Source organism: Ensifer oleiphilus (assembly GCF_013371465.1).
Taxonomy (GTDB): Bacteria; Pseudomonadota; Alphaproteobacteria; order Rhizobiales; family Rhizobiaceae; genus Ensifer; species Ensifer oleiphilus.
On sequence record NZ_JABWDU010000001.1, the window covers coordinates 36,636 to 58,595 of the forward strand.

At 62.9% G+C, this 21,960-nt stretch carries 24 protein-coding genes; 14 read left to right on the forward strand and 10 right to left on the reverse strand.

Annotated elements, in window-relative coordinates:
• The first annotated feature begins 42 nt into the window (after nucleotides 1–42).
• From HT585_RS00190 to HT585_RS00210, 5 genes are all read left to right on the forward strand, one after another.
• The gene (locus HT585_RS00190) at nucleotides 43–423 is read left to right on the forward strand and encodes a methylglyoxal synthase (RefSeq protein WP_176351090.1); all 381 of its coding nucleotides are present in this window, start codon (nucleotides 43–45) and stop codon (nucleotides 421–423) included.
• A 47-nt stretch (nucleotides 424–470) separates the two neighbouring features.
• A complete protein-coding gene (locus tag HT585_RS00195; RefSeq protein ID WP_176351091.1) occupies nucleotides 471–1,490 on the forward strand; it encodes a glucokinase in 1,020 nt (339 codons plus the stop codon).
• 111 nt (nucleotides 1,491–1,601) lie between these two features.
• The gene (locus HT585_RS00200) at nucleotides 1,602–3,404 is read left to right on the forward strand and encodes an ABC transporter ATP-binding protein (RefSeq protein WP_176351092.1); all 1,803 of its coding nucleotides are present in this window, start codon (nucleotides 1,602–1,604) and stop codon (nucleotides 3,402–3,404) included.
• Nucleotides 3,405–3,429: 25 nt separating this feature from the next.
• Complete coding sequence (gene dapB / locus HT585_RS00205) at nucleotides 3,430–4,248, forward strand: 4-hydroxy-tetrahydrodipicolinate reductase (protein ID WP_176351093.1); 819 nt, start codon at nucleotides 3,430–3,432, stop codon at nucleotides 4,246–4,248.
• A 31-nt stretch (nucleotides 4,249–4,279) separates the two neighbouring features.
• Nucleotides 4,280–4,915 carry a 2,3-bisphosphoglycerate-dependent phosphoglycerate mutase gene (locus HT585_RS00210; protein ID WP_176351094.1) on the forward strand — a complete coding sequence of 212 codons (636 nt, stop codon included), beginning with the start codon at nucleotides 4,280–4,282 and terminating at the stop codon, nucleotides 4,913–4,915.
• A 55-nt stretch (nucleotides 4,916–4,970) separates the two neighbouring features.
• On the opposite strand, the gene HT585_RS00215 is transcribed toward HT585_RS00210, so the two are convergent.
• On the reverse strand, nucleotides 4,971–5,843 hold the full coding sequence (locus tag HT585_RS00215) for a methylated-DNA--[protein]-cysteine S-methyltransferase (RefSeq protein ID WP_176351095.1): 873 nt from the start codon (nucleotides 5,841–5,843) through the stop codon (nucleotides 4,971–4,973).
• Between the two features lie 73 nt (nucleotides 5,844–5,916).
• The gene (locus HT585_RS00220) at nucleotides 5,917–6,414 is read right to left on the reverse strand and encodes a DUF2244 domain-containing protein (RefSeq protein WP_176351096.1); all 498 of its coding nucleotides are present in this window, start codon (nucleotides 6,412–6,414) and stop codon (nucleotides 5,917–5,919) included.
• A 22-nt stretch (nucleotides 6,415–6,436) separates the two neighbouring features.
• On the opposite strand from HT585_RS00220, the gene nth reads away from it, so the two are divergent.
• Nucleotides 6,437–7,210, forward strand: coding sequence for an endonuclease III (gene nth, locus HT585_RS00225; protein WP_176351097.1), 774 nt, complete (start codon nucleotides 6,437–6,439; stop codon nucleotides 7,208–7,210).
• Between the two features lie 49 nt (nucleotides 7,211–7,259).
• Here the strand turns inward: nth and HT585_RS00230 are convergent, their stop codons facing one another.
• A complete protein-coding gene (locus HT585_RS00230; RefSeq protein WP_176351098.1) occupies nucleotides 7,260–7,853 on the reverse strand; it encodes a TetR/AcrR family transcriptional regulator in 594 nt (197 codons plus the stop codon).
• Nucleotides 7,854–7,923: 70 nt separating this feature from the next.
• Between HT585_RS00230 and HT585_RS00235 the strand changes: the two genes are divergently transcribed.
• A complete protein-coding gene (locus HT585_RS00235) occupies nucleotides 7,924–8,352 on the forward strand; it encodes a VOC family protein (protein WP_176351099.1) in 429 nt (142 codons plus the stop codon).
• Nucleotides 8,353–8,438: 86 nt separating this feature from the next.
• A complete protein-coding gene (locus HT585_RS00240; RefSeq protein WP_176351100.1) occupies nucleotides 8,439–9,431 on the forward strand; it encodes an adenosine kinase in 993 nt (330 codons plus the stop codon).
• 43 nt (nucleotides 9,432–9,474) lie between these two features.
• Here the strand turns inward: HT585_RS00240 and HT585_RS00245 are convergent, their stop codons facing one another.
• Entirely contained in the window at nucleotides 9,475–10,014 is a 540-nt protein-coding gene (locus HT585_RS00245) for an SH3 domain-containing protein (protein ID WP_425513707.1), read from the reverse strand.
• Nucleotides 10,015–10,203: 189 nt separating this feature from the next.
• Between HT585_RS00245 and HT585_RS00250 the strand changes: the two genes are divergently transcribed.
• Nucleotides 10,204–11,208, forward strand: a complete 1,005-nt coding sequence (locus HT585_RS00250; protein WP_025425420.1) for a 2-hydroxyacid dehydrogenase — start codon at nucleotides 10,204–10,206, stop codon at nucleotides 11,206–11,208.
• An 11-nt stretch (nucleotides 11,209–11,219) separates the two neighbouring features.
• Here HT585_RS00250 and HT585_RS00255 read toward each other — a convergent pair whose 3' ends face one another.
• The 3 genes from HT585_RS00255 to recF are packed head-to-tail and all read right to left on the reverse strand — an operon-like array spanning nucleotide 11,220 to nucleotide 13,613.
• Complete coding sequence (locus HT585_RS00255; protein WP_176351102.1) at nucleotides 11,220–11,687, reverse strand: GNAT family N-acetyltransferase; 468 nt, start codon at nucleotides 11,685–11,687, stop codon at nucleotides 11,220–11,222.
• On the reverse strand, nucleotides 11,687–12,460 hold the full coding sequence (locus HT585_RS00260; protein WP_176351103.1) for a molybdopterin-synthase adenylyltransferase MoeB: 774 nt from the start codon (nucleotides 12,458–12,460) through the stop codon (nucleotides 11,687–11,689). The genes HT585_RS00255 and HT585_RS00260 overlap by 1 nt, the downstream gene beginning before the upstream one ends.
• Nucleotides 12,461–12,488: 28 nt before the next feature.
• Complete coding sequence (gene recF, locus HT585_RS00265) at nucleotides 12,489–13,613, reverse strand: DNA replication/repair protein RecF (protein ID WP_176351104.1); 1,125 nt, start codon at nucleotides 13,611–13,613, stop codon at nucleotides 12,489–12,491.
• 298 nt (nucleotides 13,614–13,911) lie between these two features.
• Between recF and HT585_RS00270 the strand changes: the two genes are divergently transcribed.
• Together HT585_RS00270 and HT585_RS00275 are read left to right on the forward strand one after the other, a co-directional pair.
• Nucleotides 13,912–14,556, forward strand: a complete 645-nt coding sequence (locus HT585_RS00270) for a DUF47 domain-containing protein (RefSeq protein ID WP_176351105.1) — start codon at nucleotides 13,912–13,914, stop codon at nucleotides 14,554–14,556.
• Entirely contained in the window at nucleotides 14,556–15,560 is a 1,005-nt protein-coding gene (locus tag HT585_RS00275; RefSeq protein ID WP_077499467.1) for an inorganic phosphate transporter, read from the forward strand. Before HT585_RS00270 ends, HT585_RS00275 begins: the two co-directional genes overlap by 1 nt.
• A gap of 56 nt (nucleotides 15,561–15,616) precedes the next feature.
• Here HT585_RS00275 and HT585_RS00280 read toward each other — a convergent pair whose 3' ends face one another.
• Nucleotides 15,617–16,972 carry a serine hydrolase gene (locus HT585_RS00280; protein ID WP_176351106.1) on the reverse strand — a complete coding sequence of 452 codons (1,356 nt, stop codon included), beginning with the start codon at nucleotides 16,970–16,972 and terminating at the stop codon, nucleotides 15,617–15,619.
• A gap of 178 nt (nucleotides 16,973–17,150) precedes the next feature.
• Entirely contained in the window at nucleotides 17,151–18,050 is a 900-nt protein-coding gene (locus tag HT585_RS00285; RefSeq protein ID WP_176351107.1) for a LysR family transcriptional regulator, read from the reverse strand.
• Between the two features lie 142 nt (nucleotides 18,051–18,192).
• Here HT585_RS00285 and HT585_RS00290 point away from each other — a divergent pair, with 142 nt between their 5' ends.
• The 3 genes from HT585_RS00290 to HT585_RS00300 all read left to right on the forward strand — a co-directional run bounded on the left by HT585_RS00290 (nucleotide 18,193) and on the right by HT585_RS00300 (nucleotide 20,636).
• Complete coding sequence (locus tag HT585_RS00290; RefSeq protein ID WP_176351108.1) at nucleotides 18,193–18,942, forward strand: SDR family oxidoreductase; 750 nt, start codon at nucleotides 18,193–18,195, stop codon at nucleotides 18,940–18,942.
• Nucleotides 18,943–19,122: 180 nt separating this feature from the next.
• Nucleotides 19,123–19,758 carry a DUF1326 domain-containing protein gene (locus tag HT585_RS00295; RefSeq protein WP_176351109.1) on the forward strand — a complete coding sequence of 212 codons (636 nt, stop codon included), beginning with the start codon at nucleotides 19,123–19,125 and terminating at the stop codon, nucleotides 19,756–19,758.
• Nucleotides 19,759–19,763: 5 nt separating this feature from the next.
• Complete coding sequence (locus tag HT585_RS00300; protein ID WP_176351110.1) at nucleotides 19,764–20,636, forward strand: DUF2182 domain-containing protein; 873 nt, start codon at nucleotides 19,764–19,766, stop codon at nucleotides 20,634–20,636.
• Nucleotides 20,637–20,658: 22 nt separating this feature from the next.
• On the opposite strand, the gene dnaJ is transcribed toward HT585_RS00300, so the two are convergent.
• Nucleotides 20,659–21,795, reverse strand: a complete 1,137-nt coding sequence (dnaJ, locus tag HT585_RS00305; RefSeq protein WP_077499455.1) for a molecular chaperone DnaJ — start codon at nucleotides 21,793–21,795, stop codon at nucleotides 20,659–20,661.
• Between the last annotated feature and the right edge of the window lie 165 nt (nucleotides 21,796–21,960).

Here is a 21,960-nt window from a genome sequence, read left to right on the forward strand (position 1 = left end):
ACGGCCATCAAATCGATTTAAATCCGGTGGCGAGGATACGGCATGGCGGATCGGAAATGCGTTGCCCTGATCGCTCACGATCAGAAGAAGGACGATCTTGCCATCTTCGCCAAGGCCAACGAAGCGGTCTTTGCGCAGTGGAAGATCGTCGCCACCGGGACGACCGGTGGTCGCGTTCTCGACGTCTGCCCTGGTCTCGATGTCACGCGGCTGAAAAGTGGCCCGCTCGGCGGCGACCAGCAGATCGGCGCCATGATCGCAACCGGCGATGTCCAGCTGCTGATCTTCTTCGTCGATCCGCTGACGGCGATGCCGCATGATGTCGACGTCAAGGCGCTGATGCGACTTGCGATCGTCTACGATATTCCGATGGCGCTCAATCGCGCCACGGCCGAGCAGTTGATCGACTTCAACCACAACTGATAGAGAATTTTCGAAACCTCACGGCGACGATCAGGATGGACAGTGCGATGCCCGGTGCGAGTGACAACAGCTTTTCCTTTCCGATCCTGATCGGCGATATCGGCGGCACGAATGCGCGCTTTGCCTTGCTGCTCGATGCTTTCGCTGAGCCGAAGCAACTGCCGCCGATCAAGACAGGCGATTTCGAGACGATCGAGGAAGCGCTGCAGAAGAGCATCCTCGACAAGACGTCCGTTCAGCCGCGTTCGGCAATCCTCGCCGTCGCCGGACCGATCAAGGGCGATGAAATCCCGCTGACCAATGCGGGCTGGGTCATTCGCCCGAAGGACATGCTGACCAGTCTTGGCCTTGAGGATGTTCTGATCATCAACGATTTCGAGGCGCAGGCACTGGCCGTTGCTGCTCCGGCGGCTGAAGATCTGGTGCAGATCGGCGGGGGTAGCGTTCGTCCTCTGACCTCCCGCGTCGTTCTAGGCCCAGGGACCGGGCTCGGGGTGGGCGGCCTGGTGTTTGCACAGCACACCTGGTTTCCGGTTCCAGGCGAAGGCGGTCACGTCGATATCGGTCCGCGCACGGAGCGCGACTTCCAGATCTGGCCTTTCCTCGAGCCGATCGAAGGGCGCATGGCCGGCGAGCAGATCCTCTGCGGCCGCGGCATCATGAACCTCTATCGCGCCGTTTGCGCCGCCAATGGCGACGAGCCGGTGATGAAGGATCCGGCCGAGGTTACGACAAGCGCGCTCTCCGGCAACGACGCTGCTGCCGTCGAGACCATATCGTTGTTTTCGACCTATCTCGGCCGCGTGGCCGGCGACATGGCGCTGATCTTCATGGCCCGCGGCGGTGTGTTCCTGGCCGGAGGCATTTCGCAGAAGATCTTGCCAGCGCTGCAAAAACCGGAATTCCGCGCCGCCTTCGAAGACAAGGCGCCGCACTCCGCCTTGATGAAGACAATTCCGACCTTCGCGGTCATCCATCCGATGGCGGCACTTTCCGGTTTGGCCGCTTTCGCGCGCACGCCCAGAGACTTCGGTGTTGCAACAGAGGGACGGCGCTGGAGAAGCTGAAGCGGCCGAGCCGCGCAAAGACTCGCCAAAGCCGCACCAAACCACTATAGAGCCCGGGAAAGGTAGCGTCGGCGTCCGACGCACCGCACAGGCTCAGGGAAGACAGGCTTTTTGAGCGCTATCGATAAAAAACAGCACGCTGTCGATTCCGACACCATCAGCGGAATCCTGAAGCGGGTCATTGCAGAAAACGGTCGCGATCACATCCGCGGCTATCTCTTTGCCATTGCCTGCCTGGCCGTCGTCGCTGCGACGACCGGCTTTACCGCCTCGATCATGGAGACGGTGATCAATGAGGCTTTCGCGAACAAGAACGCGGGCATCGTGCTGCTGGTCTGCGGCTCGATCTTCGGCGCTTTCGTCTTGCGCGGGTTTGCCACCTACGGCCAGGCCGTCGCCTTGTCGAAGATCGGCAACAATATCGTCGCCCGCTATCAGAAGCGGCTTTATGCGCATCTGATGGCGCTCAGCGTCGGCTATTTCAGCGAGCAACGATCGGCGCAGCTTGCGGCCCAGATCAGCCAGAACGTCAGCGGCATCCGCGACGTGCTCAATCTGACGGTCACCTCGATCGCCCGCGATCTGTTGACCCTGATCGGTCTGATCGGCGTGATGTTCTTCAAGGACTGGCTGCTGTCGATCATCGTCTTTGTGACGGCGCCGCCTTTGCTTCTGGGCCTGCGGTATGTCTCCAAGCGGCTGCGCTCTGCGACCCGCGAAGCCATCGATGTGAACAGCCGTGTCCTTGGTGCGATGCAGGAGACGATCCAGGGGATTTCAATCGTCAAGGCCTTCACGATGGAAGGCGAACTGCGCAGCAAGGTCGACGCGATCGTCGATCGCGCCGAAAATCGTGCCAACCGCATTGCCCGCCTGAGCGAACGCACGGCGCCGATGACCGAGACCTTTGCCGGCTTGGCCATCTCCAGCGTGCTTGCCTATTCCGCATTCCGCGCAATCTACAACGATGTTCCGCCAGGTGCCTTCTTCGCCTTCGTCGTTGCCCTGTTGATGGCTTACGACCCGGCGCGGCGGCTGGCCCGTCTTCAGGTGTCGATGGAGCGCGCTGCGGTCAACGCCCGCATGGTCTACGAGATTCTCGATACCGTTCCGCATCAGCGCGACAAGCCGGGCGCAAAGGAACTCACCTTTGATGGCGCAACCGTCGAGCTGCGCGATGTGCGTTTCCGCTACGCCAACGGCGACGAAATCCTTAAGGGCGTCAGCTTCGTCGCCGAAGGCGGCAAGACCACAGCTCTCGTTGGCCCATCTGGGGCCGGAAAGTCGACGGTCATCAGCCTCGTTCCACGGTTCTACGATCCGGCCTCCGGCCAGATCCTGATCGACGGGCAGGATATTGCCGACGTAACCAAGCAGTCGCTGCGCAACGGCATCGCCTACGTCTCGCAACAGCCTTACCTTTTCGAAGGCTCGATCCGCGACAACATCCGTTACGGCCGCCCGGACGCAACGGATGTGGAAATTGAGGAAGCCGCGCGTCTCGCCTATGCGCATGATTTTATTCTCACCCAACCGCAGGGTTATGACACCCCAGTTGGTGAGAACGGGGTCACGATGTCTGGTGGCCAGAGGCAGCGGCTCTCGATCGCCCGCGCACTCGTGCGCAATGCGCCGGTCCTTTTGCTCGACGAGGCGACGTCGGCGCTGGATACCGAGTCTGAGGCAGCCGTGCAGAAGGCGCTCGACGAGGCAATGCGCGGACGCACGGTGATCGTCATCGCCCACCGGCTTTCGACTGTTGTCAATGCCGACAAGATCATCGTCATGAAAGATGGCCTCGTCGTCGAGGAAGGCACGCACGAGGACCTGTCGCGCCGACAGAACGGCCTCTACGCGCGCCTGCACAATCTCCAGGGCAAGGTCCCACAGGCGTCGGTCGACGCCGAAATCTAAACATGAGCAGGAAGGAAAATCGCCGATGAGCACAACGGAGATGAAGCTTGTGGTCGTCGGCGCGGCCGGTCGCATGGGCCAGACGCTGATCCGTATGGTTCATGGCATGGATGGCGTCCGCCTGCATGCGGCGGTGGAGCGTCCGGGTTCGCCTTTCATCGGCCGTGACGCCGGCGAGATCGCCGGTCTCGGTCCGATCGGCATCGCGGTCACCGACAAGCCGCTCGAAGCCTTCGTCGAAGCCGAAGGCGTGCTCGACTTCACCTCGCCTGCCGGCACCGTCGAATTCGCCGGCCTCGCCGCGCAGGCACGCATCGTGCACGTCATCGGCACCACCGGCTGTGGAGCGGACGACGACGCGAAAATCCGTGCCGCCGCGCGTCATGCCCGCATCGTCAAGTCAGGCAATATGAGCCTCGGCGTCAATCTTCTCGGTGTGCTGACCGAGAAAGCGGCGCGCGCGCTCGGGCCTGCTGGCTGGGACATCGAGATCCTCGAGATGCATCACAAGCATAAGGTGGATGCCCCGTCCGGCACAGCGCTGCTCCTCGGCGAAGCGGCGGCGAAGGGGCGCAGCATTGCGCTGTCGGAAAATTCCGTGCGCGTGCGCGACGGCCACACCGGCGCCCGCCCGCAGGGCGCGATCGGTTTTGCGACGCTGCGCGGCGGCTCGGTGATCGGTGAACACTCGGTCATTCTCGCCGGCGAAGGCGAGCAAGTGACCTTATCCCACAGCGCCACCGACCGCTCGATTTTCGCACGCGGTGCGGTGACCGCAGCGCTCTGGGCGCGGGACCAGAAACCCGGCTTCTACTCCATGCTCGATGTTCTCGGGCTCGACTGACACCATCTCTATCATCTCAAGGGGAAATCATATGAGCGGCACCCTCGTCCTCGTCCGGCATGGCCAGAGCGACTGGAACCTGAAGAACCTGTTCACCGGCTGGCGTGATCCTGACCTGACCGAGTTGGGCGTCGAAGAGGCCAAGGCCGGTGGCCAGGCGCTCGCCGACTACGGCATCAAGTTCGACATCGCCTTTACCTCGTCGCTGATCCGCGCCCAGCGCACCTGCCAGTTTGTGCTCGATGCGGTCGGCCAGCCGTCGCTCGAAACCATCCGCGATCAGGCGCTGAACGAGCGCGACTATGGCGATCTGTCCGGTCTCAACAAGGATGACGCTCGCGAAAAATGGGGCGAAGAGCAGGTGCATATCTGGCGCCGCTCCTACGATATCCCGCCGCCGGGCGGCGAAAGCCTGCGCGACACCGGCGCCCGCGTATGGCCCTATTACCTGACGGAAATCCTGCCGCGCGTGCTGGCCGGTGAGAAGGTGCTCGTCGCAGCACATGGCAACTCGCTGCGCTCGCTGGTCATGGTTCTCGACCGTTTGACGAAGGAAGAGATCCTGAAGCTCAACCTCGCGACCGGGGTGCCGATGGTCTACAAGCTCAACGCCAATTCGACCGTCGCTTCCAAGGAAGTGCTCGGCGACATGTCGGCTGCACACTGAGGCGAACGCGTCCGAAACAACAATGAAGGGGGCGCCTGTCGCCCCTTTTTCGTTTTCAGGCCTTGCCCGCTTCCCAGCCTAGGATCGCGCGCTTGCGAGTCAACCCCCAGTGATAGCCGGTGAGGGCGCCGCTTTTGCCGACCGCCCGGTGGCAGGGAACGACGAAGGAGATCGGGTTGGCGCCGACTGCGGCGCCGACGGCGCGCGAGGCGGTCGGCTGACCTATATCGCCGGCGATGGTCGAATAGGTGGTCGCGCGTCCGAGCGGGATCTTCAACAGCGCCTGCCAGACGCGGATCTGGAAATCGGTGCCGATCAGGAAGATCCGCAGAGGCTGGTCGGCGCACCAGCGTTCCGGATCGAAAATGCGGGCCGCATATTGCGCCGTCGCCGCGCTGTCTTCGACGTAAGCGGCGTTCGGCCAGCGATGCGCCATGTCTTCGAAACTCTCCTGCTCGCCGCCGCCATCGGCAAAGGCAAGGCCGGCCAGGCCGCGGTCGGTGATCATCACCAGCGCCGTGCCAAAGGGGGAAGGGTGGTAGCCGTAACGGATGGTAAGACCGGCGCCACGCGCCTTCCACTCACCCGGCGACATCGCCTCATGGGTGACGAAGAGGTCATGCAACCGGCTCGGACCGGATAGCCCGACCTCGATGCTGGTTTCCAGAAGCGGCATGTCTTCCTGGCGCAACAGCCGCTTGGCATGGTCGAGCGTGACCGCCTGCAGAAAGGCCTTCGGGGAAAGCCCGGCCCAGCGGGTAAAGACCTTCTGCAATTGCGTCGGCGATTGCTTCAGCCTGTGAGCGATCGCGTCGAGCGAAGGCTGCTCGCGATACTCTTCGGTGAGCATTTCGATCACGCTTCTCACCGTGTCGTAATCGGTGCCCTTGGGCGTGATGTCGGCGGGGAGGGTTGTCGCTATGTTCATCGGTCATCTCCTGTCGTGACACAGGTAACCATGCCGGCAGTGTCGTTACCACCCGAAACTTGATCGGGTTTCGTCAGCGGCGGCGCACGGTGGCAAGCGCGCCGGAAAACGCGGTGGCGAAGGTTTCACGGTCGTCGCGGTTGAGGAAGGAGCCGACATCGGTTCGGTTCCCGCCGTCGCTGACGCTCATCGAGACGATGCCGATCTCCTGGTGTCGCGCGATGTTGAAGCGCGCCCAGAACGGGTTGAAGCGATGCTCGGTCATCCGGCCCGATGGCGTGAATTTGCGTACCGAAACGTCGGTACGCGAAACGCGTACCTCTTCGCGGGCGCGGGCAGAGCGGTAGTTCAGCCAGAAGGCACCGAACAGCAGCGCAAAATCCAGCCCGAAGAAGAACACGATAGGCCAGGCGCCGATCACCATGAACACGACTGCATGCACCAGGCTGAGCAGCCCGGCGATCAGGAAAAACACTTTGAACCCCTTGAAGCCGAGCGAGCGGTAGGGGGTCAATTCGGCGCTGAACACCGGCTCTTCGCCGGCAAACTTCTCGTCGTTGCCATCAGTCATGACCATTGACTATAGATGCATCATGAAAAACGTGAAGCCGAAATTGCCGGGCAAGCCCGCGAAAAAGAAGCCGGCCTCGAGCCGCCGCACGCCACGGACGACGGGCCTCTACAGCCGTGAGGAAATCTCCGAGATCTTCCGGCGCTTCTCGATCCAGCGTCCGGAGCCGAAGGGGGAACTCGAGCACGTCAATCCCTTCACTCTGGTGGTGGCCGTCGCCCTGTCGGCGCAGGCGACGGACGCCGGCGTCAACCGGGCGACGCGGGCGCTCTTTGCCATTGCCGACACGCCGGAAAAGATGCTGGCGCTCGGCGAGGAGAAGGTCCGTGACCACATCAAGACCATCGGGCTTTTCCGCAACAAGGCGAGGAACGTCATCGCGCTCAGTGAAAAGCTGATCACTGATTTCGGTGGCGAGGTGCCGCGCACGCGCGAGGAGCTGGTGACGTTGCCGGGCGTCGGGCGAAAGACCGCCAATGTTGTTCTCTCGATGGCCTTCGGCCAGGCGACGATCGCCGTCGACACCCACATCCTGCGCATTGCAAACCGGCTCTGTCTGGCGCCGGGCAAGACCCCGGACGAGGTTGAAGCAAAGCTCTCGCGCATCATTCCCGACGAATATCTCTACCACGCGCATCACTGGCTGATCCTGCATGGCCGCTATTGCTGCAAGGCGCGCAAACCGGAATGTGAGCGCTGCGTCATTGCCGATATCTGCAAGTCGCCGGAAAAGACCTGTGACATCCCGGCGCCGCTGGTTGAGCTGCCGCAACAGGTTCTGCCGGTTGCGGGCTGATGTGGACTGCCCGAAAGCCTGCGACGCGCGCGATCGGGTGGGGTCCGGCTCAGGCGGAGATCAATCGATCGATCAAGTGACCGATCGCTTCGACGTAGCGTTGCGTCGAAGCCCCATCGGCAATTTCCAGCGCGGCTCGATCGAACGCAGCTGAGAGCAGCGTCGCCGTTGCCGACAATGCGGCCGGCTCGAAGACGTCCGGCGCCATCGCTGCCGCCAGACCCTCTTCGAGCGTTCTCTGGGCATTGGCCGCGTCGATCGCGGCCATCGTCCGCATGCCCAGTACGGCCGGGCCGTCGAGAAGCAGAATGCGTAGCCTGCCGGGCTCCGCCATCGCCTCGAAATAGATTCTTGCGCCTGTCATGAGCGCCTCGCGGGGCGTCAGGCCGTCGATTGTCGCTGCTTCGATCCTTGCAGCGACTGCGCGTGCTTCGCGCTCGGCGACGGCACGAAAGAGCGATTTCTTGTCTTCGAAGTGGTGATACAGGGCGCCGCGCGTCAGGCCGGCTGCAGCGACAATGTCCGGCGTCGACGTCTCCGCATATCCCCTCGCGACAAAGAGGCCGTGCGCAGCATCGATGATCGCGGCACGGGTCGTATCGGAGCGTTGGCGATTGGAGCGGCGAGAAGATTCAATTTGCATACATTCAGCCTGCATGTTAGTTAGAAAAATACATGCAGATTGTATGATAATGCAGGCGTGAGGAAAAGCCATGAAATCGACGAGCTACTATCCGGTCATCATGACATCAGACGTTGCGGCAACCGCGGCATTCTACATCGAAAACTTTCGCTTCCAGGCCCTGTTCACCAGCGATTGGTACGTGCACCTGCAGTCGAGCGAATCCGAAACGGTCAATTTGGCCGTTCTCGATTATCGCCATGAAACGATCCCGGAAGAAGGTCGGGCGCCCGTCCGCGGCCTGCTCCTCAACTTCGAGGTCGAGGATCCCGATGCGGTCTATGCCGACTGCCAGACAGCAGGCCTGCCGATCCTGAAGGCGATTTGCGACGAGGATTTCGGCCAGCGCCATTTCATCACGGCTGATCCCAACGGCGTTCTGATCGACGTCATCAAGCCGATCCCGCCGAGTGCGGAGTTTGCGGCCGCCTATGACGCAAGCGCGCTTCCAGCGGAATGATCGCGGCGAGCGCGTGTTTTGTCTTCCAAATGGCTGGAAAACCGCTATTAACGAACACCGGCCATTAGGGAAACTGGACGGAGTTCATGACAAAATACGACGTGCTGACGATCGGCAATGCGATCGTGGATATCATTGCGCGCTGCGATGACGGCTTTCTGAGCGAAAACGGCATCATCAAGGGCGCGATGAACCTCATCGATGCCGACCGGGCCGAGCTGTTGTACTCGCGCATGGGCCCTGCCGTCGAAGCTTCGGGCGGCAGTGCTGGCAATACCGCAGCCGGCGTCGCCAGCCTTGGTGGACGTGCCGCCTATTTCGGCAAGACAACCAACGACCAACTCGGCGAGATCTTCGCGCACGACATTCGCGCCCAGGGCGTCTATTTCCAGACCAAGCCGCTCGAAACCGTGCCTCCGACGGCGCGCTCGATGATCTTCGTGACCGAGGACGGCGAGCGCTCGATGAACACCTATCTCGGCGCCTGCGTCGAGCTTGGTCCGGAGGACGTGGAAGCCGACGTCGTCGCGCAGGCCAAGGTCACCTACTTCGAAGGCTACCTCTGGGATCCGCCGCGCGCCAAGGATGCGATCCGTGAGGCCGCCAAGATCGCCCATGAAAACGGTCGCGAAACGGCAATGACGCTGTCGGACAGTTTCTGCGTCCACCGCTACCGCGACGAGTTTCTCGAGCTGATGCGTTCCGGCACCGTCGACATCGTTTTTGCCAACAAGCAGGAAGCGCTCGCACTCTACGAGACCGAGGACTTCGACCTGGCGCTGGAAAAGCTGTCGAAGGACTGCAAGCTTGCCGCCGTCACCTTGAGTGAAGAAGGCTCCGTCGTCGTGCGTGGCGCGGAACGGGTCCGCGTCGGTGCGACGCCGCTCGCCCAGGTGGTCGATACGACGGGCGCTGGCGATCTTTACGCCGCCGGTTTTCTCCACGGATACACCACCGGTCGGTCGCTCGAGGATTGCAGCAAGCTCGGCAATCTCGCAGCCGGCATCGTCATCGGCCACATTGGCCCGCGGCCGATGGTCTCGCTTGCCGCCGCTGCCAAGCAGGCCGAGCTCGCCTGAGGCGAGCCTGGCTTTCTTTCAAAGTGCAAAGAGGGCGCAGCCTTTACTTGAAGGCTTCGCCCGGATAGGCGCCCCAGATCTCGCTCTGGACGATCCAGCCGTCGACACCCTGGGTTTCGATGTGGCACCAGTCACCGTTGCATTCGCCCACGCGGATGACCACGCCGGGCTCCATCCGGGCGACGATCGCCGAGGTGCTCTGTGGCTCGCGCCGAAGGTTAACGAACACGCCTTCGCCCTTGCCGCGCATCCATGGCGCGGTGACGGCGGTACGGTCACCCGACAGAAGCGCCTGGTTCACCCAGCCTTCGGTGCCGTCGGCATCGCGGATGCGGCGCCAGTTATCGTATTCCTGAATGATTTCCACCGGAACGCCGGGTCTGAGGTAACGGAACGCCACCGCGTAGTCGACGCTCGGGCCGATGCGCAGGTTGACGCTCTTGGCTTTCAGGCTGACGAATCGCGGCAGCGGTAATCCGCTGGCTCCCTTGGCGGCCTGGGCGTGGGCGCCCGAAGCAGTGATGAGCGCGCCGGTGAGGGCGGCGATCAACGCGAACGAGAGTTTGGAAATGACGTGACGCATGACGAAGCTCATTTTCCGTGGCAACTTGAAGGCGCAGTTCACTCAGGGCGCTTGGCCGGGGCGTAAATCGCGGGGACGACGCAGCGAGTTTTGTTTGTCTTCCCGACCGGGTCTGGTAGAAATTGCGGCTACAGGGAGTAAGTATCGCCCAACTTGGTTAAGGACCCGTCAACGAGGCCCATCGCAGCAATGACAAGCAAGAAGAAGCCCAAGGTCTACATCACCCGGAAACTGCCGGACATCGTCGAAACCCGCATGCGCGAGCTGTTCGACGCCGAGCTCAACATCGATGATACGCCCCGCAGCCAGCCGGAGCTTGTGGCGGCGGTCAAGCGCGCCGACGTGCTCGTGCCGACGGTCACCGACCGCATCGACGCTGCGCTGATCGAGCAGGCCGGACCGCAACTGAAGCTGATCGCGAGCTTCTCCAATGGTGTCGACAACATCGACGTGGATGCGGCCGCCCGCAAGGGCATCACCGTCACCAACACGCCCAATGTCTTGACCGAGGACACCGCCGACATGGCGATGGCGCTGATCCTCGCCGTGCCGCGACGGCTCGCGGAAGGTGCGCAGATCCTCACCGACCGCAAGGGCGAATGGGCCGGCTGGTCGCCGACCTGGATGCTTGGCAGACGCATAGCCGGCAAGCGCATCGGCATCGTCGGCATGGGCCGCATCGGCACCGCGGTTGCGCGCCGTGCCAAGGCCTTCGGACTGTCGATCCACTATCACAACCGTCACAGGGTCAAGGCCGAGACCGAAGAGATGCTCGAGGCGACCTACTGGGACAGCCTCGACCAGATGCTTGCCCGCGTCGACATCGTCTCGGTCAATTGCCCTTCGACGCCGGCGACCTATCATCTGCTTTCGGCCCGCCGCCTAGCGCTGATGCGCCCGGAAAGCTACATCGTCAACACCGCCCGCGGCGGCATCATCGACGAGACGGCGCTGATCAAGTGCCTGCGCGAAGGCAAGATCGCCGGTGCCGGCCTCGATGTTTTCGAGAACGAACCCGTGGTCAATCCCAAACTGATCAAGCTTGCCGGCGAGGGCAAGGTCGTGTTGCTGCCGCATATGAGTTCGGCGACGCTCGAGGGCCGTATAGACATGGGCGACAAGGTGGTGATCAACATCCGTACCTTCTTCGACGGTCACCGGCCGCCGGACCGGGTTCTGCCCGGCCGCGACTGATCCGCGGCCGATCAAAGCGCCTTGCGCATCTCGATGGTGGTCGGGCGGGCAAAGCCCGGATGCGCCGTCCTGCCGGTTTCGATGAAGCCCCAGGCGGCGAAGGTCCGGTGGTTTTCGATGAGCTCGATGCGCGTCTGCAGCCTCAGGGCGGAAAGGTTGCGGCTGCGTGCTGCCTCTTCGGCCTTTGCCAGCAACAGCCGGCCGACGCCCTGGCCCCGGTATGCTGCGGCGACCGCAAGCTTGCCGACATAAAGGCAATCGGGCTCCGGCTTGCAGAAGATGCAGCCGGCCAGCTCGGCTCCATCGAGGGCGATCAATCCGATTTCTGCTGAAGCTTTCTGCTTCAGACCTGCGACCGTCAGCGCATGGGCTGACGACGGCGGGTCGATCCGCCCGTCCATGAAGGCAAAAGCTTTCAGGATCAGGTCCAGCAATTCCCCGTAGCGATCGAAGGTCGCGTCGATCCCGATGATCTGCATCAGCCCGCCCGCCCTTGCGTGCGCCGGCGGTAACGGATGGTGCTGAACTGCGCCGAGAGCGCATCATACATCAGCAGCCGGCCGACGAGAGGTTCGCCGAACCCCGCGATCACCTTGATGGCTTCCATAGCCTGCATTGTTCCAATGACGCCGGTGAGCGCGCCGATAATGCCGGCCTCCGCGCAGGAGGGCACGACGCCCGCAGGCGGCTTCTCGGGAAAGAGATCGCGGTAGGAAGGGTTGGGGGCGCCATCCTTGTCCAGCCGATAGGGCATCAGCACGGTGAGCGACCCGTCGAAACGGCCGACCGCACCGGTGACGAGCGGTACGCCGATGGCAGCCGCCGTATCGGCTGCAAGATAGCGCGTGTCGAAATTGTCCGAGCCGTCGATCACCAGGTCGTATTGGGCAAACAGCGTCTCGGCGTTGTCGGCGGCAAGGCGAAACCCATGCGTTTCGACCGTCACATGCGGATTGAGCGCGCCGATCGCTGCCGTGGCGCTTTCGACCTTCGCCTGGCCGATATCGGCAGTGCGGTGGATCACCTGCCGCTGCAGGTTCGACAGCGACACCACATCATCATCGACGATACCGAGTGTGCCGATGCCGGCGGCCGCCAGGTACTGCAGCACGGGGGCGCCGAGCCCCCCGGCACCGATGACCAGAACGCGCGCGGCCTTCAGCTTCTGCTGCCCCGCACCGCCAAGTTCCGGCAGGATGATGTGGCGCGCATAGCGGGCGATTTCCGATGGGTCGAGGCTGGTATTGGTCATGAGCGGACACTTTCCATCATCGGCTCCATCATCCAGAAACGCTTCCGTGCTCCACGGTCAGGAACCGGCCGCGCTCGCCGAGCGCATCGAACATTGCACGGTCCGTTCCGGTCATGAAGGCCTGGCCGCCGAGCCCGTCGACGAGATCGAACAAGGCGGCGCGGCGGCCCATGTCCAGATGGGCGGCGATCTCGTCGAGCAGCAGGATGGGGGCGTGGCCGGTCATGTCGCCGACAAGGCGCGCATGGGCGAGCACCAGGCCGACGAGCAGTGCCTTTTGTTCGCCGGTTGAGCAGCGCTCGGCCTCCATATCCTTCTCGCGGTGGCGGATCAACAGGTCGCTGCGATGCGGTCCATCGAGCGTCCGGCCGGCGGCCGCATCGCGCGGCCGGCCCTCGCGCAACATGGTGAGATACTGCTCTTCAAGGTCGAAGGCCGGCCTGTGGCTATCATTGTCGAAGAAGCCGGAGAGCGCCAGGCGCGCGGACGGAAAGACGCTGTCGCCGGTGTTTCTTTCGACCAGCGCGGTCAGCAGACCCAGCATTTCCTGCCGGGCCAGCGCCATCGACACGCCGAGCCCGGCCATTTCCTTTTCGATGGCGGTGAGCCAGGCGGGATCAGGGCGAAATTCGCTCAAGAGCCGATTGCGGCTGCGCATGGCGCGATCGAATTCGCTGGCGCGTCGGCCGTGCTCCGGGTCGAGAGAAAGCACAAGCCGGTCAAGGAAGCGGCGGCGATCGGCCGACGGGCCGGTGAAAAGCCCGTCCATGGCCGGCGTCAGCCATAGCACGCGCAGATGGTCGGTCAGTTCATCGACCATGCTCGCCGCGGTACCGTTCAGCCGCAGCCGCCGCGATTGCCCCTCATTCGTGCCGGCCGTGCCGGTGCCGATCTCGACCGGGCCTTCCATGCCCACCACTTCGGCAAAGACCGAAAAGCCGTCGCTGGCGCCGACGCGGGCAACATCGGCATAGGCGGCACGCCGGAGGCCCCGGCCGGGCGACAGAAAAGACACCGCTTCCATCAGATTGGTCTTGCCGGCGCCGTTCTCGCCGGTCAGCACGATATGCCGCTGGTCGAGCGCCAGCGACAGCGCCGCATAATTGCGGAACTCGCTGAGCTTCAGACGATTGAGAAAGACCTTCTGTGGCATTTCGGGTCCGGATCCGACGTCCGCGCCAGCAACAGCGCGTCTGGAGGACGCGCAGGGACGCTGTAACACTTTAAACGCGCTGCATAATTCTTGGCCTAAACCGATGCCGATTTAAGAAATTATGCAGTAGGACGAAAGCGCCCGCCAAGGCAAGGCGAAAGGCGGCATCAACCCTTCGAGGCAAAAACGCTCGATAACGGCGGGGAAAGCCTTACGATCCCTGCGTTTCAGCGCTTTTCTTGATCGCTTGCGTACAATATGACAGCCGCATGACAATCCACGAACGGATACATTTGTGATGCTGGCTTGGTTCCGCAAACTCCTTCCCCGCGAAGACCGCTTCTTTGATCTCTTCGCCCATCATTCGCGCACCGTCGTCGGTGCCGCCGAAGCGCTCGAAAAGCTTCTGGCCGGCGGCAGCGACCTCGAAAAGCATTGCGACCGCATCGTCGCGCTTGAAGACGAGGCTGATAACATTACCCGCGACGTGCTGCTGGCAGTGCGCCGCTCCTTCATCACGCCGTTCGATCGTGGCGACATCAAGGATCTCATCCAGTCGATGGATGATGCCATCGACATGATGCACAAGACGGTCAAGACCATCCGGCTGTTCGAACAGAAGACCTTCGATCCGGGCATGCAGGAAATGGGCACCATCGTCGTTCAGGCGGCGCATCTGATCGCCGAGGCCATTCCGCTGCTCGATCGCATTGGCGCCAACCATGGCCGGCTCATCGCCATTGCCGAAGAGGTCACGCGCATCGAAGGCCGGTCCGACGAGCTTCATGACCAGGGCCTCAAGGATCTCTTCCGCCGCCATGGCGCCAACAACGCGATGGCCTATATCATCGGCAGCGAGATCTATGGCGAACTCGAAAAGGTCGTCGACCGCTTCGAGGATGTTGCCAACGAGATCAGCGGCATCGTGATCGAGAACGTCTGATGGACGCGACGCTCGCTTTGCCGTTGCTGGTCGCGCTGATCGCGATTGCGCTGTTCTTCGACTTTCTCAACGGGCTGCATGACGCCGCCAACTCGATCGCGACGATCGTTTCGACCCGGGTGCTCAGGCCGCAATACGCCGTCATGTGGGCGGCGTTCTTCAACTTCATCGCCTTCCTGTTCTTCGGGCTGCATGTGGCCGAGACGCTCGGGAAGGGCATCATCGATCCGAGCATCGTCACGCCGCTGGTGATCTTCGCGGCGCTGATGGGCGCGATCTTCTGGAACATTGCGACCTGGATCTTCGGCATCCCGTCAAGCTCCTCGCATGCGCTGATCGGCGGTCTCGTCGGCGCCGGCCTGGCGCGCACCGGCGGGGACGCCATCGTCTGGACCGGTCTTCTGAAGACCGTCGGCGCCATCTTCATGTCGCCGATGATCGGCTTCTTCCTGGCGCTGATGTTGATCCTCATCGTTTCCTGGATTTTCGTGCGCCAGACGCCGTTTGCGGTCGACCGTAAATTCCGCGTGATGCAGTTCATCTCGGCCTCGCTCTATTCGCTCGGCCACGGCGGCAACGACGCGCAGAAGACCATGGGCATCATCGCCGTGCTCCTGTTCTCGCAGGGCTATCTCGGTTCCGAGTTCTACGTGCCGTTCTGGGTGGTGATCACCTGCCAGGCGGCTATCGCGCTCGGAACGCTGTTCGGCGGCTGGCGCATCGTGCACACGATGGGCTCGAAGATCACCAAGCTCAATCCGATGCAGGGCTTTTGCGCCGAAACCGGCGGTGCCATCACGCTGTTTGCCGCCACCTGGCTCGGCATTCCGGTATCGACCACCCACACGATCACCGGTGCCATCATCGGCGTCGGCGCCGCCAAGCGCGTTTCGGCTGTGCGCTGGGGCCTTGCCGGCAACATCGTCATCGCCTGGTTCGTGACCATGCCGGCCGCTGCGGCGATCTCGGCGCTCACCTACTTCGCGGTTGCTCTGTTTTTGTGATCCCATCGGCCCCCGGCTCATTGCCGGGGGCGGCTCCCATTCGAATTCGAGACACGTCAGTCGCTGACGCGTGGGGCCAGGCTATCCTGGCCATTTTGATGCAGCGTCAGGCTTGCGGCGCGAGCGCCGGCCCCAACCTTGAAGGTCATCTGCGCATCGACCGATTTTGCAAAGAAGCGGTGCTCCGCCTCGGCGAAAAGTTCGATCGGTCCCTGACCCGTTGCCTGCGCAAACAGCCTGTTGCCATCGCGAAAGACCGTCAGATCGAAACCGGGCGCCAGCCGAAAGGTGCCGAGATAGGCATCGTAGGTCGCCGGGTCGACCGTGATGGCGATGCGCTGAACCGGGGCGTGTGCCAGGGGGCTTTCCCGGTCGAGCAGGTGCTCACCGATGTCGTCGACGCCGATTTCTGTCGAGGTGTTCGACAGGACCACCACGCCGACGCCTGTCGATGGACGGAAGCCGACGAAGGAGCGGTAACCGCCGGTGCCGCCATTGTGCCAGACGATCTGCCTGTCGCCTTGCCCTGAGATTACCCAACCGAGCGCCTGCTCGGCGGTGCCGTCACCCAATGGCTGCCGATTGCGCAGCATCGCTGAAAACGCGGGCGCCAGGGTCGAGGGTTTCTTGCCCATCGCCGCCTGGAGGAAGATCAGCAGATCGTTGGCCGTCGAGCGCAACGCTCCCGCGCCCTGTAGCGCTCCAAGGTCCCAATCGCTTGTCGGCTCCAGGCCAGCATCGTGGCCGGTTGCGCGCCGCCCCTGCCATTCGGGAAGCGCGGTGATTGCGGTATCGGCCATGCCGAGCGGGACAGTGATGCGCTCGCTGACGAGCGCCTCGTAGGACTGGCCCGACTGCAATGCGAGCAAATGGCCAAGCAGGCCGTAGCCGAGGTTGGAATACTCGTGCTCACCGCCGGGCGGCCGGGTCGGCTGATGACTGGAAAGGAAGGCGTAAAGCTTGGCGACGCCATAGTCGGCATAGGGATCGTTGTCGTCGGCCGGCACCAGATTACCCGGCAATCGCGGCAAGCCGGACATGTGCGTCGCCAGGTGTTTGAGCGTGATCGGCTTGCCATCGGTTGCCTGCCTCAGGACAACGCTTTCCGGCAGCAGCTGCGAAACCGGCGTGTCGAGCTGGACGCCGCCGCGTTCGACCGTGTCGGCAAGCGCGAGTGCAGTGAAGACCTTCGTCACCGAGCCGATCTCGAACACGGTGTTGCCATCGGGCGGACGCGCGTCGTCCTTCTCCAGGCGGCCGTGCGCCACGACCCGCTTTCCCTCGGCATCGATAATGCCGACGACGATGCCGACCGACTGTTTCTGCGCGTCGATACGCGCGGCTAGTATTTCCAGGATTTCGTCATCGGTTGCGGAAAGAGGGGCTGCCTGTGCGGTTGTGCCGAGCGTCATGAGTGTGATCCAGGTGAGGAGGACGTGTCGCATGGAGGGGAGATAAGCATCCCATTTTCGGTTGCAAGACGCATTCGGCCGATAGCAACCCTCGGTCGTCGAGAGTTGGTCAAGACTTCGTCGAGAAACCGCCAGCTTTGGGGCAGCGCCACACAGTCGCGGCCGAAACCCTGCCGTTTCACGGATCCCAATGCGGCGGATCGCCAAAAGCCTTCTTCAGATGCTCGGCGATTGCCCTGAGTTTCGCCGAGGATCGCCGGCCTTCGGGGTGGGCCATGTAGATGAACTCCGGTTCCGGGCGAAACCCGATATCGATCTCGCGCAAACGGCCATCGCGGACGGCGGGGCCGCAGAGGAAGGCCGGTAGCAGCGCTATACCAAGCCCGGAGACGGCGGCATCGTGGATCATGTCGCCGTTGTTGATCCTGAGCGCCATGCGGGCGCGGATGACGGTCGAGCCAGTCGGCCCCTCGAACCGCCAGTCGGAGGCGCCGCGGTTGGTATAGAAGATGCCGCGGTGATCGTTGAGTTCGGCCAGCGAGGCCGGCGTGCCGTGGCGCTCGAGATAGCCGGGGGAGGCAACCAGCAGGCGCCGGCTCTTGGCGAGTTTCCACACGACCAGTCGTGAATCGGCGATGACGCCGTGGCGCACGATCGCATCAAACCCCTCGGAGGCGACGTCGACCCGGCGGTCGTCGAGGTCGAGCGTCAGTTCGATCTCGGGATGCGCGGCCAGAAAGGGGTAGAGCGCCGGTCCGAGATGCCGGTGCCCGAAGCTGACGGGGGCGGCGATCCGGAGCGGCCCCGTCAGCGTTCCCCTGCGCTCGGCCAGATCGCTGGCGGCGGCCTGGACCTCGCTGACGATCCGCACCGCGCGCTCGCGAAAGGCGATGCCATCTTCGGTCAGCGTCAGCTTGCGCGTGGTGCGATGCAGGAGCGTTGCGTTCAGGCTGCGTTCCAGTTCGGAAACCCGTTCACTGATCACCGATTTCGACAACCGCAGCCGACGCGCCGCCTCGCTGATCGAGCCGGCCTCCGCAACCGCGACAAAGGCGGCGATTCCTTCGATTTTCAGCATCGTTCGGTTTTCCCGAATTCGAGTTCCATCATTGGCAGACTAATCCGAACGGAAATCTTCGGCCATATCTATCGGCATCGAAGGACAGCGGTCGATGCAAAGACGATCGGTCCAAACCCAACGCAACAAAAGGAAATCCATCATGTCACGTCTGCAAAACAAGAACGCGTTGATTACCGGCGGCACCAGCGGCATCGGCCTCGAGACGGCGCGCCAGTTCATCGCCGAGGGGGCAAGGGTCGCCGTTACCGGCACCAATCCGGTGAACATTGCCGAAGCGCGCAGGGTGCTCGGCGAAGATGTTCTCATCATCGAGGCCGATGCCGGCAACGCCGCCAACCAGGCCGCTGTTGCGGAGCAGGTGAAAGCCGCCTTCGGCCATCTCGACATTCTCTTCGTCAACGCCGGCATCGCCAGGCTCCAGCCGATTGAAAGCTGGGATGAAGCAAGCTTCGACCGGTCGCTTGACATCAACGTCAAGGGTCCGTTCTTCCTGATCCAGGCGCTGTTGCCGATTTTTTCCAAGCCGGCCTCGATCGTGCTCAATACCTCGATCAACGCCCATATCGGCATGCCGACCTCCAGCGTCTATGCACTCAGCAAGGCCGCCTTGCTGTCGCTTGCCAAGACCCTTTCCGGCGAACTGATCGGCCGTGGCATTCGCGTCAATGCCGTCAGCCCCGGACCGATCAAGACGCCGTTGCATGACGGTCACGGCGCGACGCCGGCGGAAAACAAGGAGATTGTCGCATCGATCGCCGCGCAGATCCCGCTCGGCCGCTTTGGCGACGCAAGCGAGATCGCCAAGGCAATCGTCTTTCTCGCCTCCGACGAGGCCGCGTTTACCGTCGGTGCCGAACTGATCATCGACGGTGGCATGGCCACGCTCTGATTGCTGCTTGATGCCACCGCCCGCCGTTCGGCGTCGGGCGGTGGCGAAGTCCATCCCTGGCCTCCGCCTCCGGCGTTGGCATCGGTCACCGAGAAGAGTATATTTTTTTATTCTAATAAATCGCCGGGCATTGGAAGAGAAGGAAGCAGATTTCACACCGATCAGATCCGGGAGGAGACGATGTCGAGTGTCAGATGGACGATAAAGGGTCGTGAATTCATTCACTGCAATTGCGCCTATGGCTGCCCCTGTCAGTTCAATGCGCTACCGACCCACGGCAACTGCTGCGCCGTCGGCGGGATCGAGATCGAGACCGGTCATCACGGCGAAACGCGCCTCGACGGCTTGCGATGCGGACTGATCGCGGCCTGGCCGGGCGCAATTCACGAGGGCAAAGGGGCGGTCGTGCCGATCGTCGATATCCGCGCCACTCCGGCGCAACGGGAGTCGTTGCTGCGCATCATGAGCGGCCAGGATACCGAGCCGGGCGCGACCTTCTTCCAGGTGTTCGCCACCACATTTGAAACCTTTCACGACCCGGTCTTTGCCGAGATCGATTTCGATGTCGACGTGAGCGCCCGTACGGCGCGGCTGAACGTGCCCGGCTGGATCGAGGCGCGCGGCGAGCCGATCCTGAACCCGGTAACCGGAAGCCCGCATCAGGCGCGCATCAACCTGCCGCAGGGCTTCGAATACGATATCTGCGAAGTCGGGCGCGGATGGGCCGATACGAAGGGGCCGCTGGCACTGTCGATCCCCGATTCGCACGCGCATTTCGCCAGCATGCATCTGACCGAAAGCGGTGTGGTTCACTGACGCCCATGGCCGACACCGCGCTCGAAACGCTTCTCAGGCGCGACCGGGTGATCGTCGTGATCGCGCTGTTGGCACTGACCGGGGTTACCTGGCTCTATATCCTCTGGCTGGCAGCCGGAATGGATACTATGGCGGTCATGCCCGCCTCGGGCGATGCCATGGGCGGGGACATGGCCATGGATATGACCGCGGGCGGCGACATGGGCATGACGCCGGATGCCATGGCGTCGATGGCCGATACGACCCTCCGTCCGTGGAGTGCCTCGACCTTCGCCTATGCCTTCGTCATGTGGGCGGTGATGATGATCGGCATGATGACGCCTTCGGCGGCGCCCATGATCCTGCTCTATGCCCGTGTCGGGCGGCAGGCGGCACGCGACAACAAGCCATTCGCCGCCACCGGCTTTTTTGCCGGCGGCTATCTTTCCGCCTGGGTCCTGTTTGCCGCCCTGGCAACATCAGGGCAATGGCTGCTGGAGGAAGCGCTGCTGCTGACGCCGATGCTGGCGAGCGCCAGCCGCATTCTGAGCGCTGTCATCCTGATTTCGGTCGGGCTGTTTCAATGGACGCCGTTGAAGGACGCCTGCCTGAGGCAGTGCCAGGCACCGTTCCTGTTCATCCAGAACCATGGCGGCTTTCGCCGCGATGCCGGCGGCGCTTTCCGGCTCGGTCTGCTGCACGGTCTTTATTGTGTCGGTTGCTGCTGGGCGCTGATGGCGCTTTTGTTCATCGGCGGCGTGATGAACGTGCTCTGGATCGCGGCGATCGCCATTTTTGTGCTTGCCGAAAAAATCCTGCCCGGCGGCCGCACGCTGTCTCGCGCCGCAGGCGTCGTGATCGTCATGGCCGGGCTTTGGCAGCTTGCGGCCATGACATAATCCTGGAGGCGACCGCTGAGCGTCAGTCGCTCAGCGTGTCGAAGAAATCCTTCATCCGGGCAAAGAAGCCGGCGGATTCCGGATTGTTGTCCTTCGACGAGATCTGCTCGAATTCCTGCAGCAGTTCGCGCTGGCGCTTGGTCAGCTTCTGCGGTGTCTCGATCTGCATCTGGATGTAGAGATCGCCGGTCTGGCTGGAGCGCAGCACCGGCATGCCCTTGCCCTTCAGGCGGAACTGCTTACCGGCCTGGGTGCCTTCCGGGACGGTGACGCGCGACTTGGTGCCGTCGAGCGTGGTGACGTCGAACTTGCCGCCGAGGGCCGCCGTCGTCATCGAGATCGGCACGCTGCAATAGAGATCGGCGCCATCGCGCTGGTAGAACTCATGCGGCTTGACCGAGAGGAAGATGTAGAGATCGCCCGCCGGTCCGCCGCGCACGCCGGCTTCCCCTTCGCCGGAGAGGCGAATGCGCGTGCCGTCTTCGATGCCGGCCGGGATGTTGACGGAGAGGGTGCGCTCTTCAGTGACGCGGCCATGGCCGTGGCACTTGGTGCAGGGGTCGGTGATCGTCTGGCCGCGGCCGCCGCAGGTCGGGCAGGTGCGTTCGATCGAGAAGAAGCCCTGGGCGGCGCGCACGCGACCGGAGCCCTGACAGGTGCCGCAGGTCTTCGGGCTGGTGCCGGGCTTGGCGCCCGACCCGGTGCAGACGTCGCAGGTGATCGAGGTCGGAACCCGGATCTGTGCGGTCTTGCCGGAATAGGCTTCTTCCAGCGAGATTTCCATGTTGTAGCGCAGATCGGCGCCGCGCTCGCGGCCGCCCGATGAACGCCGCTGGCGTCCGCCACCCATCATCTCGCCGAAGATGTCTTCGAAGATGTCGGAGAAACCGCCGGCGCCACCGGCGCCACCGCCAAAGCCGTTGCCCATGCCGCCCTGCTCGAAGGCGGCGTGGCCGTAGCGATCGTAGGCCGCGCGCTTCTGCGGATCCTTGAGCGTCTCGTAGGCTTCGTTGATTTCCTTGAAGGTCTTTTCCGAGGCGGCGTCGCCGGGGTTCTTGTCCGGATGATACTTCATCGCCAGTTTGCGGAAGGCGCTCTTCAGCTCCTTCTCATCCGCGGTCTTGGCAACGCCAAGCGTTTCGTAAAGATCACGTTTCATTCTTCAAAGATTGTCCTGTTGACAAGGCGTGCCAGCGCGGGGGCCCGGCGGCTGCCTGGTTACCTTGCCACAGGATTTAGTAAACCTTGAAGCGCGATACCATAGCCCATCGAGCTGCAGATGCGGTTTTTTGTCGGAAAAATGACGTTTCTGCCGGTTCCGTGC

What these genes read in the sequence shown, in the direction of transcription:
- HT585_RS00210 (WP_176351094.1), top strand. Translation starts at nt 4,280, where the DNA reads ATGAGCGGCACCCTCGTCCTCGTCCGGCATGGCCAGAGCGACTGGAAC.
- HT585_RS00215 (WP_176351095.1), bottom strand. Translation starts at nt 5,843, where the DNA reads ATGAACATAGCGACAACCCTCCCCGCCGACATCACGCCCAAGGGCACC.
- HT585_RS00280 (WP_176351106.1), bottom strand. Translation starts at nt 16,972, where the DNA reads ATGACGCTCGGCACAACCGCACAGGCAGCCCCTCTTTCCGCAACCGAT.
- HT585_RS00245 (WP_425513707.1), bottom strand. Translation starts at nt 10,014, where the DNA reads ATGCGTCACGTCATTTCCAAACTCTCGTTCGCGTTGATCGCCGCCCTC.
- HT585_RS00285 (WP_176351107.1), bottom strand. Translation starts at nt 18,050, where the DNA reads ATGCTGAAAATCGAAGGAATCGCCGCCTTTGTCGCGGTTGCGGAGGCC.
- HT585_RS00255 (WP_176351102.1), bottom strand. Translation starts at nt 11,687, where the DNA reads ATGCAGATCATCGGGATCGACGCGACCTTCGATCGCTACGGGGAATTG.
- nth (WP_176351097.1), top strand. Translation starts at nt 6,437, where the DNA reads ATGAAAAACGTGAAGCCGAAATTGCCGGGCAAGCCCGCGAAAAAGAAG.
- HT585_RS00240 (WP_176351100.1), top strand. Translation starts at nt 8,439, where the DNA reads ATGACAAAATACGACGTGCTGACGATCGGCAATGCGATCGTGGATATC.
- dnaJ (WP_077499455.1), bottom strand. Translation starts at nt 21,795, where the DNA reads ATGAAACGTGATCTTTACGAAACGCTTGGCGTTGCCAAGACCGCGGAT.
- HT585_RS00195 (WP_176351091.1), top strand. Translation starts at nt 471, where the DNA reads ATGCCCGGTGCGAGTGACAACAGCTTTTCCTTTCCGATCCTGATCGGC.
- HT585_RS00260 (WP_176351103.1), bottom strand. Translation starts at nt 12,460, where the DNA reads ATGACCAATACCAGCCTCGACCCATCGGAAATCGCCCGCTATGCGCGC.
- HT585_RS00250 (WP_025425420.1), top strand. Translation starts at nt 10,204, where the DNA reads ATGACAAGCAAGAAGAAGCCCAAGGTCTACATCACCCGGAAACTGCCG.
- HT585_RS00290 (WP_176351108.1), top strand. Translation starts at nt 18,193, where the DNA reads ATGTCACGTCTGCAAAACAAGAACGCGTTGATTACCGGCGGCACCAGC.
- HT585_RS00275 (WP_077499467.1), top strand. Translation starts at nt 14,556, where the DNA reads ATGGACGCGACGCTCGCTTTGCCGTTGCTGGTCGCGCTGATCGCGATT.
- dapB (WP_176351093.1), top strand. Translation starts at nt 3,430, where the DNA reads ATGAGCACAACGGAGATGAAGCTTGTGGTCGTCGGCGCGGCCGGTCGC.
- HT585_RS00230 (WP_176351098.1), bottom strand. Translation starts at nt 7,853, where the DNA reads ATGCAAATTGAATCTTCTCGCCGCTCCAATCGCCAACGCTCCGATACG.
- HT585_RS00295 (WP_176351109.1), top strand. Translation starts at nt 19,123, where the DNA reads ATGTCGAGTGTCAGATGGACGATAAAGGGTCGTGAATTCATTCACTGC.
- HT585_RS00270 (WP_176351105.1), top strand. Translation starts at nt 13,912, where the DNA reads ATGCTGGCTTGGTTCCGCAAACTCCTTCCCCGCGAAGACCGCTTCTTT.
- HT585_RS00220 (WP_176351096.1), bottom strand. Translation starts at nt 6,414, where the DNA reads ATGACTGATGGCAACGACGAGAAGTTTGCCGGCGAAGAGCCGGTGTTC.
- HT585_RS00235 (WP_176351099.1), top strand. Translation starts at nt 7,924, where the DNA reads ATGAAATCGACGAGCTACTATCCGGTCATCATGACATCAGACGTTGCG.
- HT585_RS00190 (WP_176351090.1), top strand. Translation starts at nt 43, where the DNA reads ATGGCGGATCGGAAATGCGTTGCCCTGATCGCTCACGATCAGAAGAAG.
- recF (WP_176351104.1), bottom strand. Translation starts at nt 13,613, where the DNA reads ATGCCACAGAAGGTCTTTCTCAATCGTCTGAAGCTCAGCGAGTTCCGC.
- HT585_RS00300 (WP_176351110.1), top strand. Translation starts at nt 19,764, where the DNA reads ATGGCCGACACCGCGCTCGAAACGCTTCTCAGGCGCGACCGGGTGATC.